Source organism: Kerstersia gyiorum, assembly GCF_004216755.1.
Lineage (GTDB): Bacteria > Pseudomonadota > Gammaproteobacteria > Burkholderiales > Burkholderiaceae_B > Kerstersia > Kerstersia gyiorum.
Map to the genome: position 1 here is coordinate 183,441 of NZ_SGWZ01000006.1, position 15,668 is coordinate 199,108.

At 65.9% G+C, this 15,668-nt stretch carries 12 protein-coding genes and 1 other RNA gene; all 13 read right to left on the reverse strand.

Annotated elements, in window-relative coordinates; translation table 11 throughout:
• Positions 1-16: 16 nt before the first annotated feature.
• Positions 17-964, reverse strand: a complete 948-nt coding sequence (locus EV679_RS15770) for a D-alanine--D-alanine ligase (RefSeq protein ID WP_068374470.1) — start codon at positions 962-964, stop codon at positions 17-19.
• Complete coding sequence (gene murC / locus EV679_RS15775; RefSeq protein WP_068374473.1) at positions 961-2,370, reverse strand: UDP-N-acetylmuramate--L-alanine ligase; 1,410 nt, start codon at positions 2,368-2,370, stop codon at positions 961-963. Before murC ends, EV679_RS15770 begins: the two co-directional genes overlap by 4 nt.
• Positions 2,367-3,446: an undecaprenyldiphospho-muramoylpentapeptide beta-N-acetylglucosaminyltransferase gene (gene murG / locus EV679_RS15780; RefSeq protein WP_068374476.1), complete on the reverse strand. Its 1,080-nt coding sequence runs from the start codon at positions 3,444-3,446 to the stop codon at positions 2,367-2,369. Before murG ends, murC begins: the two co-directional genes overlap by 4 nt.
• Positions 3,443-4,636 (reverse strand): putative lipid II flippase FtsW, encoded by a 1,194-nt coding sequence (gene ftsW, locus EV679_RS15785; RefSeq protein WP_068374479.1) that lies wholly within the window; start codon positions 4,634-4,636, stop codon positions 3,443-3,445. The genes murG and ftsW overlap by 4 nt, the downstream gene beginning before the upstream one ends.
• The gene (murD, locus tag EV679_RS15790) at positions 4,633-6,165 is read right to left on the reverse strand and encodes a UDP-N-acetylmuramoyl-L-alanine--D-glutamate ligase (RefSeq protein ID WP_130487711.1); all 1,533 of its coding nucleotides are present in this window, start codon (positions 6,163-6,165) and stop codon (positions 4,633-4,635) included. The genes ftsW and murD overlap by 4 nt, the downstream gene beginning before the upstream one ends.
• Entirely contained in the window at positions 6,162-7,334 is a 1,173-nt protein-coding gene (gene mraY / locus EV679_RS15795; RefSeq protein ID WP_068374485.1) for a phospho-N-acetylmuramoyl-pentapeptide-transferase, read from the reverse strand. Before mraY ends, murD begins: the two co-directional genes overlap by 4 nt.
• Positions 7,324-10,197: a bifunctional UDP-N-acetylmuramoyl-L-alanyl-D-glutamate--2,6-diaminopimelate ligase MurE/UDP-N-acetylmuramoyl-tripeptide--D-alanyl-D-alanine ligase MurF gene (murF, locus tag EV679_RS15800; RefSeq protein WP_130487712.1), complete on the reverse strand. Its 2,874-nt coding sequence runs from the start codon at positions 10,195-10,197 to the stop codon at positions 7,324-7,326. Before murF ends, mraY begins: the two co-directional genes overlap by 11 nt.
• Complete coding sequence (locus EV679_RS15805) at positions 10,194-11,918, reverse strand: peptidoglycan D,D-transpeptidase FtsI family protein (protein ID WP_068374540.1); 1,725 nt, start codon at positions 11,916-11,918, stop codon at positions 10,194-10,196. Before EV679_RS15805 ends, murF begins: the two co-directional genes overlap by 4 nt.
• Positions 11,918-12,205: a cell division protein FtsL gene (ftsL, locus tag EV679_RS15810; RefSeq protein WP_068374490.1), complete on the reverse strand. Its 288-nt coding sequence runs from the start codon at positions 12,203-12,205 to the stop codon at positions 11,918-11,920. Before ftsL ends, EV679_RS15805 begins: the two co-directional genes overlap by 1 nt.
• Positions 12,202-13,236 carry a 16S rRNA (cytosine(1402)-N(4))-methyltransferase RsmH gene (rsmH, locus tag EV679_RS15815; protein ID WP_130487713.1) on the reverse strand — a complete coding sequence of 345 codons (1,035 nt, stop codon included), beginning with the start codon at positions 13,234-13,236 and terminating at the stop codon, positions 12,202-12,204. Before rsmH ends, ftsL begins: the two co-directional genes overlap by 4 nt.
• A gap of 9 nt (positions 13,237-13,245) precedes the next feature.
• On the reverse strand, positions 13,246-13,674 hold the full coding sequence (gene mraZ / locus EV679_RS15820) for a division/cell wall cluster transcriptional repressor MraZ (protein WP_130487714.1): 429 nt from the start codon (positions 13,672-13,674) through the stop codon (positions 13,246-13,248).
• Between the two features lie 461 nt (positions 13,675-14,135).
• Positions 14,136-14,523, reverse strand: an RNA gene (rnpB, locus tag EV679_RS15825) — RNase P RNA component class A.
• A 55-nt stretch (positions 14,524-14,578) separates the two neighbouring features.
• Positions 14,579-15,457, reverse strand: a complete 879-nt coding sequence (locus tag EV679_RS15830) for a prohibitin family protein (protein WP_130487715.1) — start codon at positions 15,455-15,457, stop codon at positions 14,579-14,581.
• Between the last annotated feature and the right edge of the window lie 211 nt (positions 15,458-15,668).

Here is a 15,668-nt window from a genome sequence, read left to right on the forward strand (position 1 = left end):
TTCCTGTCTAGTACGCTCAGGCCTGGCGGTGCCCATGCACCTTCAGGGACGCCCCTGCCAGGATGCGGACGCACAGTTCGGCATAATCAATTCCCTCGGCGCGAGCTGCCATGGGAACCAGCGAATGCCCGGTCATGCCGGGCGAGGTATTGATCTCCAACAGCCAGGGACGATCCTGGCGGTCCAGCATCACGTCGACCCGGCCCCAACCTTCGCAACCCAGCACGCGGAAGGCGCGCTCGGCCAGGCTGCGGATCTCGGCCGTCAGCGCGTTCGGCAGATCGGCCGGGCAGATGTATTGGGTTTCGTCCGAGTAGTACTTGTTCTGAAAGTCGTAGTTGCCTTGCGGCGCGCGGATCTCGATGACCGGCAGGGCGCGCGCCTGGGCGCCACTGCCCAGCACCGCGACCGTCAGCTCACGGCCGTCGACGAATTTCTCCGCCAGCGCCTTTTCTTCGTAGCGCGAAGCCAACTGCACGGCAGCCGGCAAATGCGAGGCGTGTTCCACCTTGGTCACGCCCAGCGTCGAACCTTCATGCGGCGGCTTGACGAAAATCGGCAGGCCCAGCTCGGCCACGACGGCATCCAGGTCGCTGTCGTCATCCAGTTCGGCGTAGAGCGGCGTGGGCAGCCCTTCGTTCACCCAGATGCGCTTGGTCATGACCTTGTCCATGGCCAGCGCTGAAGCCAGCGTACCGCTGCCGGTATAGGGAATGCCCAGCAGTTCCAGCGCGCCCTGCAGCGTGCCGTCCTCGCCGTAGCGGCCATGCAGCGCGATGAACACGCGGTCAAAGCCTGCATGCGCCAGTTCTGCCAGCGTGTGCTTGCCGGTATCGAACAGGTGCGCGTCGACGCCACGCGAACGCAGCGCGTCATACACCCCCTGCCCGGACATCAGGGAAACTTCGCGCTCCGCCGAACGGCCACCATACAACACCCCGACCTTGCCGAATTCCATGCTCATTCTTGTTCTCCTATACGCGCCGGCACCCGGCTGATGGACCCCGCGCCCATGACAATCACAACGTCTCCGCCACGCACGAAATCGCGGATGGCCTGCGGCAGTTCCTCCACATCCTCCACGAACACCGGCTCGACCCGGCCCGCAACCCGCAGGCCGCGCGCCAGCGCCCGGCCGTCGGCCGCGACCAGCGGCTCTTCACCGGCGGCATAAACCTCCGTCAGCAACACGGCGTCCGCGTCGCTCAATACCTTGACGAAATCCTCGAAACAATCCCGCGTGCGGGTATAGCGGTGCGGCTGGAAGGCCAGCACGATGCGACGCTCCGGCCAGGCCCCCCGAGCTGCCGCCAGCGTCGCCGCCATTTCCACCGGGTGATGGCCGTAATCGTCGATCACCGTGAAACTGCCGCCGCCGCGCTCTTCCGGCACCGGGAAGTCGCCGATATGGGTGAAGCGTCGGCCTACGCCGTTGAAATCGGCCAGCGCCTGCACCATCACGCTGTCGGCCACGCCCAGCTCGGTCGCCACGGCAATCGCGGCCAGCGCGTTGAGCACGTTGTGGCGGCCCGGCAGGTTGAGTACGATCTCCATGCGCGGCAACACGACACCCTTGCGGTCGCGGCGCAGCACATCAAAGCGCATGCGCACACCATCGGTGCGCATGTTCTCGGCGCGCACCTGGGCGTTTTCACCGAAACCGTAGGTGGTGACGGGGCGCGACACGAAGGGCACGATCTCGCGCACATTGGCATCGTCCACGCACAGAATGGCGCTGCCGTAGAACGGCAGGCGCTGGGTGAACTCGATGAAGGCGTGCTTCAACCGCGCCAGATCATGACCGTAGGTGTCCATGTGATCTGCGTCGATGTTAGTGACGATCGCCATCACCGGCATCAGGTTGAGGAAAGAAGCATCGGACTCGTCCGCTTCTGCCACGATGAACTCACCCTGCCCCAGGCGCGCATTGACGCCGGCGGAATTGAGCCGGCCGCCGATGACAAACGTGGGGTCCAGGCCGGCGGCAGCCAGGATGCTGGCTACCAGGCTGGTCGTCGTGGTCTTGCCGTGCGTGCCGGCGACGGCAATGCCGCGCTTCAGGCGCATCAGTTCAGCCAGCATCACGGCACGCGGCACGACAGGAATGCCCGCCGCACGCGCTGCCAGCACTTCCGGGTTGTCGCCCGAGACAGCCGTAGACGTCACGATGGCGTCGGCCTGGCCGACATGCTCGGCCGCATGGCCGATATGGATGCTGGCGCCTTGCGCCGCCAGGCGCTCCGTCACGGCGGAGCTGCGCAGATCCGAACCGCTCACCGTATAGCCGAGGTTGAGCAGCACCTCGGCGATGCCATTCATGCCCGATCCGCCGATACCGACGAAGTGGATGTGTTGGATACGGTGTTTCATTGTTCTTGCCTTCGAGCCACCCGCTCGCAGCGAATGGCAATTTGCGCGGCCGCATCCGGCAACGCATAGGTTCTGGCCTTCTCGCCGACTTGCAGCAATTCAGCCCTGTTTCGTTCGGCCAGCCAATTGGCCATGCCCGGCGCGCTCAACGCCGACTGCTGTTGCAGCCAGGCCGCACCATGGTCGCTGAGATAGCGCGCATTCATGGTCTGGTGGTCATCGACGGCATGCGGGAAAGGCACGAACAAGGCCGCCACGCCCGCAGCCGCCACTTCGGCCACCGTCATGGCGCCGGCACGGCAGATGATCAGGTCGGCCTGCCCCATGGCCGCCGCCATGTCATCAATGAAGGCCACGCATTCGGCTTCAATGCCTGCGGCGGCGTAGCCGGCACGCAGGTTGTCGATATGAGCGCTGCCTGCCTGATGGACGACCTTGGGCCGCTGGCCCGGCACCATCAGCGCCAACGCCTGCGGAATCAGGTGATTGAGCGCGGCCGCGCCCAGGCTGCCGCCCACCACCAGCAGGCGCAGCGGGCCTTCACGGCCGGCGGCACGCTCGCCGGGCGCAGGCAGGGCTGCAATCGCGGCGCGCACCGGGTTACCCACGGCCTCGGCGCCCCGAATCGCGCCGGGGAAGCCCAGCAGCACGGTCTTCGCCAACCGTGCCAATGCCTTGTTGCTCATGCCGGCCACGGCATTCTGTTCATGCAGCACCAGCGGCACGCGCCGCAGCGCGGACACGACGCCGCCCGGGAAGGTGACATAACCGCCCATGCCCAGTACCACGTCCGGCCGCACTTGGGAAAAAATCTTCCAGGCGCGCCACAGCGCGCTCAGCAGCAGGAACGGCAGCTTCAGCATGGCGCCGACGCCCTTGCCGCGCAGGCCGGAAAAGCGCAGCGGCAGCAATTCGATGCCACTGGGCGGCACCAGGCGGCCTTCCATTTTGTCCGGGTCGCCCAGCCAGTACACCTGCCAGCCCTTGGCGCGCAGCACTTCCACCACGGCCAGGCCGGGCATGATGTGGCCGCCGGTACCGCCAGCCATGACCAATAGAACGGGGGCCCGGCTCATGTCCGTCCTCCCCGCATCAGGATGCGATTTTCGATGTCCACTCGGATCATCAGCGCAATGGCGCAGATATTCATGACCAGGCCGGAGCCGCCATAGCTCACTAGCGGCAGTGTCAGGCCCTTGGTGGGCAGCAGGCCCAGGCAAACACCCATATTGATGAAAGCCTGCACGCCGAACCACAAGGACACGCCCAACGCAGCCAGGCCGCTGAACGTGCGGTCCATGGCGATGGCCTGCCGGCCGATCTCGAAACCGCGCTGCAGCACGATGACAAACCCGGCAATCACCAGGAACACGCCGACAAAACCAAGTTCCTCACCGATCACTGCCACGATGAAGTCGGTATGCGCTTCCGGCAGGTAGTGCAGCTTTTCGACACTGGCCCCCAGGCCCACGCCCAACCACTCGCCGCGCCCGAGGGCAATGAGCGAATGCGACAACTGGTAGGCGCTGCCATAGGCATTGTCCGGGTTCCACGGGTCGAGATAGGCGAACAGGCGCGCCCGGCGCCAGGGCGCCAGCCAGATCAGCGCAAAGAACAGCGACACCATGACCGCGACCAGCGCGGAGAACAGGCGGCCGTCAATGCCGCCCAGGAACAGGATGCCGACGGCAATTGCCACGACCACGATGAAGGCGCCCAGGTCGGGCTCCAGCAGCAGCAGCATGCCGACCAGCGCGATAACCAGCGCCATCGGGACGAAACCGCGCACGATATTCTGCATGTGCTCCTGCTTGCGCACCGTGTAATCGGCAGCAAACAGCACGATCGCGAACTTCATCAGTTCCGACGGCTGGAAATTCAGCGGCCCCAGCGGCAGCCAGCGGTAGGCGCCGTTGACCTCGCGCCCGATACCGGGGATCAGCACCGCAACCAGCAACAGGATGGAACCGATAAACAGCGGCACGGACAGCCGCTGCCAGGACTGCATTGTCACTGTCAGAACCAGCGCGCCCGCCACCAGGCCGATCAGCAGGAACATGCCATGGCGGATCACAAAGTAATAGCGCCCGTAGCTGGCGTAGCGCGGCCCATCCGCCAGCGCGATCGAGGCGGAATACACCATCAACAGGCCGAACAGCAGCAGCGCGATCGCCACGACCACCAGGGGCAGGTCGAAGCCGCGCATGCGCGTGCGTCCAGGACGCACGGCGTTGACACTGCTGCTCACGCCATCCAGCAGGCTCATGCGACCTCCCCGTTATCCAGCGCCAGTTCACGCACCGCATCGGCAAACGCCTGGCCGCGCTGCGGATAGCCCTTGAACATGTCCAGGCTGGCGCACGCTGGCGACAATAGCACCGCGTCGCCGCTCTGCGCCTGGGCGAATGCGGCGCGCACGGCTTCATCCATCGAGCCGGCATGCAGTGCCTGCACACCCTGCTCGCGCAGCGCTGCATCAATAATGGAAGCATCCTGACCGATCAGCACAACCGCACGTGCGCGGCGCGCCACCAGCTGTGCCAGTTCAGTGAAATCCTGGCCCTTGCCCTGGCCGCCCGCGATCAGAACCACAGGTTGAGACAGCCCGTCGAGCCCTGCCAGCGTGGCACCGACATTGGTGCCCTTGCTGTCGTTGATGAAATCGACGCCGGCAATGTTGCGTACGAAGGCCATGCGGTGCGGTTCGCCTTCATACAGCCCGGCGGCACGCAACAGCGGCGCCCACGGCAGGCCCAGGCTGCGCGCCAGCAGCAGGGCTGCCTGGACATTGAGGGCATTGTGCAGGCCGCGCAGGCGCAGCGCATCCACCGGCATCAGGCGGCTATCGCGGCCGGGCTGGCGTTGCGGCTCGGGCTGCGGCCCTTTGGCTCGGCGCGACGAGGCCGGCGCGGGTTCGTCGAAATCCGTGCTCTCGCTGGCAACCAGCCACACGATATCCTGGACCGAAACCAGGCCCATGTCGCCCGCCAGCGAGGGTTCGCCACGGCCGAAGCTGCGCACGTCGGTACGCGTCAGGCCAGGAACCATGCCGCATACCAGGGCATCCTCGCGGTTGACGATCTTGATGCGGGCCTGCTCGAAAAGACGCGCCTTGGCTGCCGCATAGGCATCCATGCCGCCATGCCAGTCCAGGTGATCCTGGGTCACGTTGAGGACCACGGCGGCATCGGCCTGCAGGCTGCGTGTGGTCTCCAACTGGAAACTGGACAGTTCCAGCACCCAGGCCTGCGGCAGCGCATCTTCGTCGAGCGCCTGCGCCAGCGCGCCCAGCGCGGCGGGACTGATATTACCGGCGGCACGGGCGCTCATGCCCGCCGCTTCCAGCAGATGGCGCGTCAGGGACGTCACCGTTGTCTTGCCATTGGTGCCGGTCACGGCCAGCAGGCTGGGCGCATAGCCGCGCTCTTCGCGCAGCGCCGCCAGGGCGCGGGCGAACAGTTCGATCTCGCCCACGATTTCCACACCGCGCACGCCAGCCTCGGCAAGCAGGCCGCTGACTGGCGCCTGGCCCGGCGCCAGTCCGGGGCTCAGCACCAGTTGCTGCACGCCATCGAGCAAGGAGGCAGGCAGCCCCTGGCCCAGGCAATACTCCACCGCCGCGCCATCCAGCGCGGCGCGCAAGGCCTCCAGGCCCGGCGGCGCTTCCCGCGTATCGGCAATGCGCAACCGCTGGCCCTGACGGGCCAGCCAGCGCGCTGCCGCCGCACCCGTCTCACCCAGTCCGAGGACCAGGGTGCGGGCGTCTGCCGAAGAGGAAGCTTGCAGGGTATTCATCGCAGTTTCAGGGTAGAGAGTCCAACCAGGACCAGCATGATGGTGATGATCCAGAAACGCACGACAACCTGCGTTTCCTTCCAGCCACCAACTTCAAAATGGTGATGCAGCGGGGCCATGCGCAGCAGGCGCCGCCCCTGGCCGTACTTGCGCTTGGTGTACTTGAACCAGCCCACCTGCAACACGACCGACAGGGTTTCGACGACGAAGACGCCGCCCATGATGAACAGCACGATTTCCTGGCGCACCACCACGGCGATTGCGCCCAGCATCCCGCCCAGCGCCAGCGCGCCGACGTCGCCCATGAAAACCTGGGCCGGATAGGTGTTGAACCACAGGAATGCCAGGCCCGCCCCGGCCAGCGCGGCACACAGCACCATCAGCTCGCCGGCACCCGGGATATACGGGAACAGCAGATATTTGGAATAGTCGACGCGGCCCACCACATAGGCGAACACGCCCAGCGCCGCTCCGACCATCACGGTCGGCATGATGGCCAGGCCATCCAGGCCGTCCGTGAGATTCACTGCATTGCTGGTACCGACGATGACCAGCCAGGTCAGGATGACGAAGCCGAACACGCCCAGCGGATAGCTGACGCTCTTGAAGAACGGCACGATCAGGTCGGCCTGGTCGGGCAGCGCCATCGTGAAGCCGCTCATGACCCAGGCCTTGAACAGCGGCCAGATTTCCATATTCGCCGGCACGGACACGGCGAATGCGAGATACACCGCCGCCACGCCGCCGATCAGCGCCTGCCAGAAAAACTTCTGGCGCGCCGGCATGCCTTCGGGATCACGGTGCACCACCTTGCGATAATCGTCCGCCCAACCGATCCAGCCATAACCGAAGGTAACCAGCAGCACGACCCAGACAAAACGGTTGGCCCAGTCGGCCCAAAGCAGCGTGCTCACGCCGATGCCGATGAGGATCAGCACGCCGCCCATGGTGGGCGTACCGGTCTTGACCAGGTGAGTTTGGGGGCCGTAGCTGCGCACGGCCTGCCCGATCTTCATCGCGGTCAGCTTGCGGATGACCGCCGGCCCCGCGAGCAGGCCGATGAACAATGCCGTAGCGGCGGCCAGCACCGCGCGCAGCGTGATGTATTCAAACACGCCGAACGCGCGGAAGTGATGGTCGGAAAGCCAGCGCGCCAGTTCAAGCAGCATGATGCCCGGCCTCCCCGTTATCCCATTCGGCGACGCAAGCCGCCACGATTTTTTCCATGTGCATGAAACGCGATCCCTTCACCAGCACCACGGCAGGCTGTGCGGCACGCACTGCCGTCATCGCCGCCTCCGTGGCATCCACCCAGACTGCACCAGCGCCGAAGGCTGTGACAGCCCGGCGCGACAACTCTCCCATGGCAACCAGTACGTCCACACCCCGGCCGGCGGCATACGCCCCCACTTCCTCGTGCATGGCCTGGCCCTGATCGCCCACTTCACCCATGTCTCCCAGCACCAGCACCCTGGGGCCTGGCACGCTGGCCAGCACGTCGATGGCGGCACGTACCGAATCGGCGTTGGCGTTATAGCTGTCGTCGATCAGCCAGACACCAGCAGCCAGGCGGCGCGCCTGCATGCGGCCTGCCACCGGAGAAAACGCATGCAGGGCCTGCACGGCGGTATCCACCGGCACGCCGACCGCCAGCGTGCAGGCCAGCGCTGCCAGAGCGTTACGCAGGTTGTGCAGGCCGGGAACGGCGGTGGCCAGCGCCAACGCCGCGCCCTCCGGCAGGCGCACCGTGGCTTCGACGCCAGCCGGCGTGAGCTGCGGCGCGCAGGCAAGGATTTCCGCCGCGCCGGACAAGGCAAAGCGCAGCTTGCGGCGTGCGCCCGACAGGCGCTCCCAGACGGCGGCATGCGCATCGTCGGCCGGATAAACGGCAATGCCGTTCTGCGGCAGGGCTGCCAGCACGGCGCCATTTTCTTCCGCCACGGCCGCGACCGACTTCATGAATTCCTGGTGTTCGCGTTGCGCGTTGTTGACCAGCGCCACGGTCGGCTGGGCCATGGCCGCCAGCACGGCGATTTCGCCAGGATGGTTCATACCCAGCTCGACGACGGCGGCACGGTGGCCGGCACGCAGGCGCAGCAGCGTCATGGGCACGCCCAGCTCGTTATTCAGGTTGCCACGCGTGGCCAGCCGGGCCGGTTCGCCCACCCAGGCCGCCAGGACGGCAGCAATCATTTCCTTGGTGGTGGTCTTGCCATTGCTGCCGGTCACGGCAATCACGGGCAGGTCAAAGCGGCGCCGCCAGGCCGTGGCCAGGCGGGCCAGCGCAGCGCGGCCATCCCCCAGCACGAACTGCGGCAGCGCGACGTCCGCCACCGGATGCGCCACCAGCGCAGCGGCGGCACCCGCCGCCTCGGCCTGCGCCACGAAAGCGTGACCATCGGCACGTTCGCCAGCCAGCGCCACGAAAACTTCACCGGCCGCCAGCTTGCGGGCATCTATCGCCGCATCGCGGCCTGTTCCCCACCACAACGCCAGCCGCGCCCATTCCCTGTCATCGAAGACATGGCGCAGGCCCTGGATTTCCTGGTAGGTTTCATGGCCCTTGCCTGCCAGCAGCAGGACATCCGCCGGCGCGCTGCTCCAAATGGCATGCAGAATGGCTTCGGCGCGATCCGCCAGCACTTCCACCTGGCGATCTGCCGGCACACCGGCCAGGATCTGCTCGATGATGGCCTCAGGCGATTCGCTGCGCGGGTTGTCGCTGGTCACGATGACCCGATCTGCCGCCAGCGCGGCCTGCGCCATCAACGGCCGCTTGCCGGGATCGCGATCGCCGCCGCAGCCGAACAGGCACAGCAGGCGGCCGCCACGGCGTTGCGCCAAGGGCGCCAGCGCCTGCACCGTACGCGCCAGCGCATCCGGCGTGTGGGCGTAATCAACAACCACCAGGGGTTGCTGGTCCGCAGCCAGTCCGGGCGCCTGTACCCGCTCCAGGCGGCCGGGCACCGGCGCCAGGCGTTCCAGCTGTGCGGCGCTGGCGGCCAGGTCCAGCCCCAGCGCACGCAGCACGCCCGCCACCAGCAGCATGTTCTCTATATTGTGTTCACCCAGCAACTGGCTGGCGACAGCTGCCTGCGCCGACGCCTGGCCGGCACGGCGCTCTTCCAGCGCGAACGCCAGGCCGTCACCGGACGGCTGCGCCGCAGACATGGCCGCTGCCAGCCTGGCTGGGCGGTCGGCGTCTGCGGCATGGCCAGCGAGCGCGTAAGTCCAGACGTCCAGCCCGGCAGGCAGGCGGCCGCAGGCCGCCCGGCCAGCCGCATCATCCAGATTGATGACCGCAGCCTGCAGGCCCGGAAAACGGAACAGGGCTTCCTTGGCCGCTGCGTAGGCGTCCATGGAACCGTGATAATCCAGGTGATCGCGGCTCAGGTTGGTCCAGCCGGCGACACGCACCTGCACCTGGCTCATCCGGCCCTGCTCGATGCCGATGGAAGAGGCTTCCATGGCAACTGCCTGAGCACCGGCCGCACGTTGCGCGGCCAGGGAGCGGTGCACGCTGACGACGTCAGGCGTGGTCAGGCTGCCGGCTTCGCTGCTGCCATCCGGCCAGCGTATGCCCAACGTGCCGAGCACGCCGCAGGGCATGCCGGCGCCATTGAGCGCATCGGCGATCCAGTAGGCGCAGGACGTCTTGCCATTGGTTCCGGTTACGGCCACCACGGCCAGCGCTTGCGAGGGCCGGCCATACCATTCGTGCGCCAGCTCGCCCAACAGGCCTTTCAGGCCAGGCACGCAGGCCAGCCGGGACACGTCCAGACCGGCCACGGGCTGCCAGGGCTCGCCCGCATGGCGTGTCGCCGTGTCGGCCAGCACCAGGGCGCCCGCCGCCAATGCGGCGGCAATATGGTCACGGCCGTCGCCGCGCACACCCGGCACGGCCAGGAAGACATCGCCTCGGCGCAAGCGCCGGGAATCCAGGTGCAGATCCGCCTGGGCCGCGACCTTGGCCCGCAGCCAGCCAAGAATGTTGTCGATACCCTGCAAGCTCATGACATTCGCCTGGCTCATCGCGCGCCTCCTGCTGCTGCCACCGGTCCGTCCACAGGGGCATCCGGCCGCACGCCCAGCAGACGCAGGCAATGGCCCATGATGGTGGAAAACACCGGTGCGGCCACGCGGCCGCCGTAATAAGCGCCAGCGCCGGGCTCGTCGATACTGACGGCCACGACCAGGCGCGGATCGGAAGCCGGCGCGAAACCGACGAAGGAACTGCGGAAATGCTTGGTGCTGTACTTGCCGTCGACGATTTTGCGGGCGGTGCCGCTCTTGCCTGCCACGCGGTAGCCGTCGACCCGCGCCCGCCGGGCGCCGTCTTCGCCTGCAGCAGCTTCCAGCATGCTGCGCACGCTGCGGGCCGTTTCAGGCGTATAAATCTGCGTACCGGTGACGGCTTCGTCGCGTTGCAGCAGCGACAGCGGCACGACGTCACCATCGCGCGCAAACACCGCGAACGCTCGGGCTACCTGCATCAGCGACACCGACAGGCCATAGCCGTAGGACATGGTGGCCTTCTCGATCAGGCGCCAGCGCTCCCAGGGGCGCAGACTGCCTGCCGCCACGCCGGGGAAGCCGATCTTGGGCGCCTGGCCAAAGCCCAGTTCCGTGAACTTGCTCCACATTTCCTGGGCCGACAGTTTCTCCGAGATCAGCGTCATGCCGATGTTGCTGGAGCGGCGCAGAATATCGGCCGGCGTGATGACGCCGTTGCGGCTCACGTCGCTGATGGTGCGGCCCTGGTAGACCAGGCGGCCATTGCCGGTATCAAAGGTGCTGCTGGTGCTGATGCGTTTGAGATCCAGCGCCAGCGCCACGGTGAACGGCTTCATGATGGAGCCGGGCTCGAAGGTATCGGTCACGGCCCGGTTGCGCAGCATGTCGCCGCGCAGCCCGGTCCGGTCGTTGGGGTCGTAGGATGGCAGGTTCACCAGCGCCAGCACTTCGCCGGTGCGCACGTCCAGCACGACGGCGGCCGCGCCCTTGGCCTTGTTTTCTTCCATGGCATCCTGCAGCGCCTTGTAAACGGCGAATTGCAGGCGCATGTCGATGGACAGGCGAATATCCTGGCCATCAATCGGCGGGTGGATGTCGCGTACGTCTTCGATGACGCGCCCCAGGCGGTCACGGATGACGCGCCGGCTACCGTCCTTGCCCGACAGCATGGATTCGAACGCCAGCTCGACGCCTTCCTGGCCTCGGCCGTCCAGATTGGTGAAGCCCACCAGATGGGCCGCCACGTCGCGCTCCGGATAGTAGCGACGCATTTCCGGCTGCAGGGACACGCCAGGCACCTTCAGCGCCTGGACCTGTTCGGCCACATCCATGGGCACCTGGCGCTTCAGGTAAACGAAATTGCGGCTGGTATCGCTCAGGCGCGCACTGATGTCCGTGGCATTCATTTCCAGCAGGCTGGCCAGTTGCGCCAGGCTCTCGGGCGACGCCCCGGCCGCGTCCTCTGGAATGGCCCAGATGGCGCGCGCCGGTACGCTGGACGCCAGCACCTCGCCATGCCGGTCCGTCACTTTGCCGCGCACCGCAGGCAGCGTCAGCGTGCGCTCGTAGCGGCGCTCGCCCTGCTGCTGCAGGAATTCGGTCGACAGGCCCTGCAGGAACAAGGCCCGCCCGGCCAGAACGGCGAAGCCCAGAAACAGGAGGATAAAAACGAGCCGAGCCCGCCACAGGGGCAGGCTGCTCTTGAGTACCGGATTATTGAAAAAGGGAGCGCGCCGCATCATGAGCCCCCTGGTTGCGCTGCAGCGGGGGCATTGAAATACAACGCCCGCTGGGGGTCCACCGGTACCATCTGCAGTTCGTTGACTGCAACATCATCCACCCTGGCATTGCGCGCCAGCCCGGCACGCTCCAGTTGCAAACGGCGCCACTCCAGGTCCAGATCGTTGGCCTGGGCGCGTGCGCGTTCCAGTTCGATGAACGCCCGCCGCCCCTGGTACTGGCTGGTCACCAGGGAAGCGGCCGAGAGCATGAGCAACAAGCCCAGGACGAACAGGACGCGAGTCATCGCCGCTTACCTCGCCCACGGGCAGCCGCCGGCCGGCCCGCCAGGGGAGTCGGCTGCACCGGCGCCGCCTCGGCGCGCCAGGGTGCATCGGTGCGCTCGGCCACGCGCAACACGGCGGAACGCGCGCGTGCATTGCCCGCGACTTCCGCATCGTCGGGCTTGATGCGGCCGATCGCCCGCATCACGGGACGCGGCAACTCACTCTCGCGCAAAGGCAAGCGCGCCAGCGCCGGATCCAATTGTCCGGCGGCGGCGATACTCTGCTTGACCATGCGGTCTTCGAGCGAGTGAAAACTGATCACAGCCAGCCTCCCACCGGTTGCCAACAGGCCTACAACTGCCTGGAGGGTGTGCGCGAGCTCTTCGAGCTCCCGATTGATGTGAATCCGTACAGCTTGAAAGGTACGGGTGGCCGGATGCTGGCCTTTTTCACGGGTGCGGACGACGCCGGCGACAAGCTCGGCGAGCTCGCGTGTGCTGAGTATCGGCCGTACTTCGCGGCGCGCTGCAACCGCTTTTGCAATCTGAAAAGCAAACCGTTCTTCGCCATAGCCTGCTATGACCTCCCGCATCTCATCCACGCTGGCCTCGGCCAGCCACTGCGCGGCGGTCAAGCCGCGCGACGTGTCCATCCTCATGTCCAGCGGGCCATCCCGCATGAACGAAAAACCGCGCTCGGCGTCGTCGATCTGCGGCGAGGAAACCCCCAGATCAAGCATGACGCCGTCCACCTGGGCGATGCCCAACTCTGCCAACGCATCCGGCATAGTGGCGAAACCGTCGTGCACCACCGTGACGCGCGGGTCGGCCGCTGCCAATTCACGCGCAACGGCAATGGCCTGGGGGTCCTTGTCGAACACCACCAGGCGCGCATCGCCATCCAGCCGCGACAACAATTCACGGCTATGCCCGCCCCGGCCGAAAGTGCCATCGACAAACACACCGCTGCGGCGTGGCTGGCCCGCGCCATCCACTGGCAACAGCGCCTCCACCGTCGGCGTCAGCAAGACGGACCGATGTTCGAACTCCATACCGCCCCGTCAGAAAGAAAACTGGTTCAAAACGTCCGCCATGCCCTGCTGCAGATCCTGCGCCTCCTTGGCGGCCAGCAACTGCGTATCCCACAACTCGAAATGGGTACCCAGACCCATCAGCATGACCTCTTTGACCAGTCCGGCCGCTTGCCGCAACTCCGGCGCCACCAGCACTCGGCCCGCGCTGTCGAGCTCGACATCCTGGGCGTTGCCCAGCAGCAAGCGTTGCAGCGGCCTGGCATTCATGGGGAAACGCACGATCTGTTCGCGCTTCTTTTCCCACTCCGGGCGGGGGTAGACCAGCAAGCAGCCATCAGGGTGGCGCGTCAGGGTCAAACGCCCTTCCGCCTGGGCCATCAGGGCGTCACGATGCCGGGCCGGAATTGTCATCCGCCCCTTGGCATCCAGCGTGAGTGCGCTGCTTCCCTGAAACACCCCTTTTCCCCCACCAATAAACACAAAAACCTACTTTCCCCCACTTTAAGAGATCGATATAAGGCGGTCAAGTCGGAATCCCGGTTTTTTTCAATCACAACAAGGACTTAGGATTGACATATTCTCTTACAATAGAAAATATGCTTCAAAATCAGAAAGTTAACCGGTGATATAAAAGCCAGGTGTGAACATCGGGAGGAAATGGAGGGCGCCGGGCATCTGTAAGACAATGCAAATGCCGCCAGACATTAAGAAAATGTGTCACGCCCACACTTGTTACAGGAGCAGTCGGTTTGCTGGGATGAAATGGTGATTTTGCGTGGCGGGCGCAGGAGAATTCCCACCCTGCCCTGGCTGCGATCCGGGCCGCCCCACCGGCAACATGGCCGGTGTCGCTGGCGGCCGGGCGCGGCCGGACACCGCATGGCCGCCAGGGCCATGGCGCGGAATCACGGGAAATCGGTGCAGGATGAACGATAGGCCGGATTCTGTAGACCAGCTTGCGCTGGCCGGCAATCATTCCTCTGGACCACGCGTTGCCACGTGGTTCTAGCCGCCTACCCGCATGCTCGGGCGAGCCGCCCTGTGTGGCCGAAACCACACGCATGCCTATTTGACGTTGCTCCGGATAGAGGTTGCCGCGTTTCACCCTGATGCGCCGCGATCTGTTGCCAGACCGCAGGGTACGGAGTGGCCGTACCCGTGCATGCCAGGCATGCCCCCGCATCAGACTCGTCTCTGTGGCCCTAGTCCTCGGCTTGCGCCGGACGGCCGTTAGCCGCTATCCCGCCCTATGGAGTCCGGACCTTCCTCGACACATTGCTGTGCCGCGATTGCCTGTCCATCCTGCGGCGGCGATTGTAGCGCGATACGGGCTACCCGCCGCAGATGAATCAGGTATTACTTATTTGACGCCCAGGAACGGCAGGGCCGAACCCGGCACCTGGGTGGAGGGCAAGGCGCCATCCCACTTTTCCACGGCAATCAGGTTGACCAGGTTGGAATTGCTGGCCAGCGCCTGGCTGCGGGCCAGGATGGCGGCTGCCTCGGCCTCGCCGCGCATGCGGATGCCGTCGGCCTCGGCCTGGAAGCGCTCACGCTGGGCGTCAGCATCGGCGCGCGCCTGCACTACCTGGATATCCGCCTTGATTTCCGCCGTCTGCTTCTGCTGGCGCGTGGTTTCAATCTGCACCTGGGCCAGCATGCGCTGCTCGATGGACTGCTCATAAGCCTTGGAGAAACCGACTTCCTCGACCTGGACGCCCACGATTTGCACCGGCGCATCACGCATCGCGGCCGACACCGCCTGCACGGTTTCCACCCCCAGCTTTTCACGTTCCTGGATGGCGCGCACGGCGGTGAACCGGCCGAACACGTTCTTCACCGCGTCCGGCGTGCGGCGCTCGATCACCCGCACCTGCAGGTTTTCCAGCGTGCCATATTCGCTATAGAGATCGGCCACACGGTCCACCGGCACCCGGTAAGTCACCGATACCTTCATGTTGGCGGGCTGCTGGTCGAACGAATACGCCTCCAGCGGCATGGTCACGTTATGGTCCCGCACCGAAACAAAGCGCACGGAATCCAGCACCGGGGTCTTGAAGCCCAGGCCAGGCTCGGCCACGCTGGACAGTTTGCCGTTGCGCAGCACGACGGCCCGTTCGCCCTGGTCGACCTGGAAGAAGGCGCCAAAAGCGACAAGAATGATAACGACGAACAGCACCAGGAACAGTACCCCGAAGCGGGCGGTGCTCTTGAGCAGCGCCGAAGGTTTGCTGGTCATGCCTGAAACTCCATGATAGTTGGGCGGAACGGTGCCGGCGGCATCAGCCGTGCCGGACCTGGCGGGTTTTGAAGATGTGCCGGAAGGCAGGGAAGGCAGCGCGCGTGCCGGCGCGGACGCCGGCTTCGCAGCCGCGTCCGGCGGCGCGGGCTTCAGCGATTTTTCGACAGCCAGGCCCGGATGCCCAGCGCCAGCAGGTAGGCCACCACGG

What these genes read in the sequence shown, in the direction of transcription:
- EV679_RS15830 (WP_130487715.1), bottom strand. Translation starts at nt 15,457, where the DNA reads ATGACCAGCAAACCTTCGGCGCTGCTCAAGAGCACCGCCCGCTTCGGG.
- EV679_RS15805 (WP_068374540.1), bottom strand. Translation starts at nt 11,918, where the DNA reads ATGCGGCGCGCTCCCTTTTTCAATAATCCGGTACTCAAGAGCAGCCTG.
- ftsW (WP_068374479.1), bottom strand. Translation starts at nt 4,636, where the DNA reads ATGAGCCTGCTGGATGGCGTGAGCAGCAGTGTCAACGCCGTGCGTCCT.
- EV679_RS15770 (WP_068374470.1), bottom strand. Translation starts at nt 964, where the DNA reads ATGAGCATGGAATTCGGCAAGGTCGGGGTGTTGTATGGTGGCCGTTCG.
- murC (WP_068374473.1), bottom strand. Translation starts at nt 2,370, where the DNA reads ATGAAACACCGTATCCAACACATCCACTTCGTCGGTATCGGCGGATCG.
- ftsL (WP_068374490.1), bottom strand. Translation starts at nt 12,205, where the DNA reads ATGACTCGCGTCCTGTTCGTCCTGGGCTTGTTGCTCATGCTCTCGGCC.
- rsmH (WP_130487713.1), bottom strand. Translation starts at nt 13,236, where the DNA reads ATGGAGTTCGAACATCGGTCCGTCTTGCTGACGCCGACGGTGGAGGCG.
- murD (WP_130487711.1), bottom strand. Translation starts at nt 6,165, where the DNA reads ATGAATACCCTGCAAGCTTCCTCTTCGGCAGACGCCCGCACCCTGGTC.
- murG (WP_068374476.1), bottom strand. Translation starts at nt 3,446, where the DNA reads ATGAGCCGGGCCCCCGTTCTATTGGTCATGGCTGGCGGTACCGGCGGC.
- murF (WP_130487712.1), bottom strand. Translation starts at nt 10,197, where the DNA reads ATGAGCCAGGCGAATGTCATGAGCTTGCAGGGTATCGACAACATTCTT.
- mraY (WP_068374485.1), bottom strand. Translation starts at nt 7,334, where the DNA reads ATGCTGCTTGAACTGGCGCGCTGGCTTTCCGACCATCACTTCCGCGCG.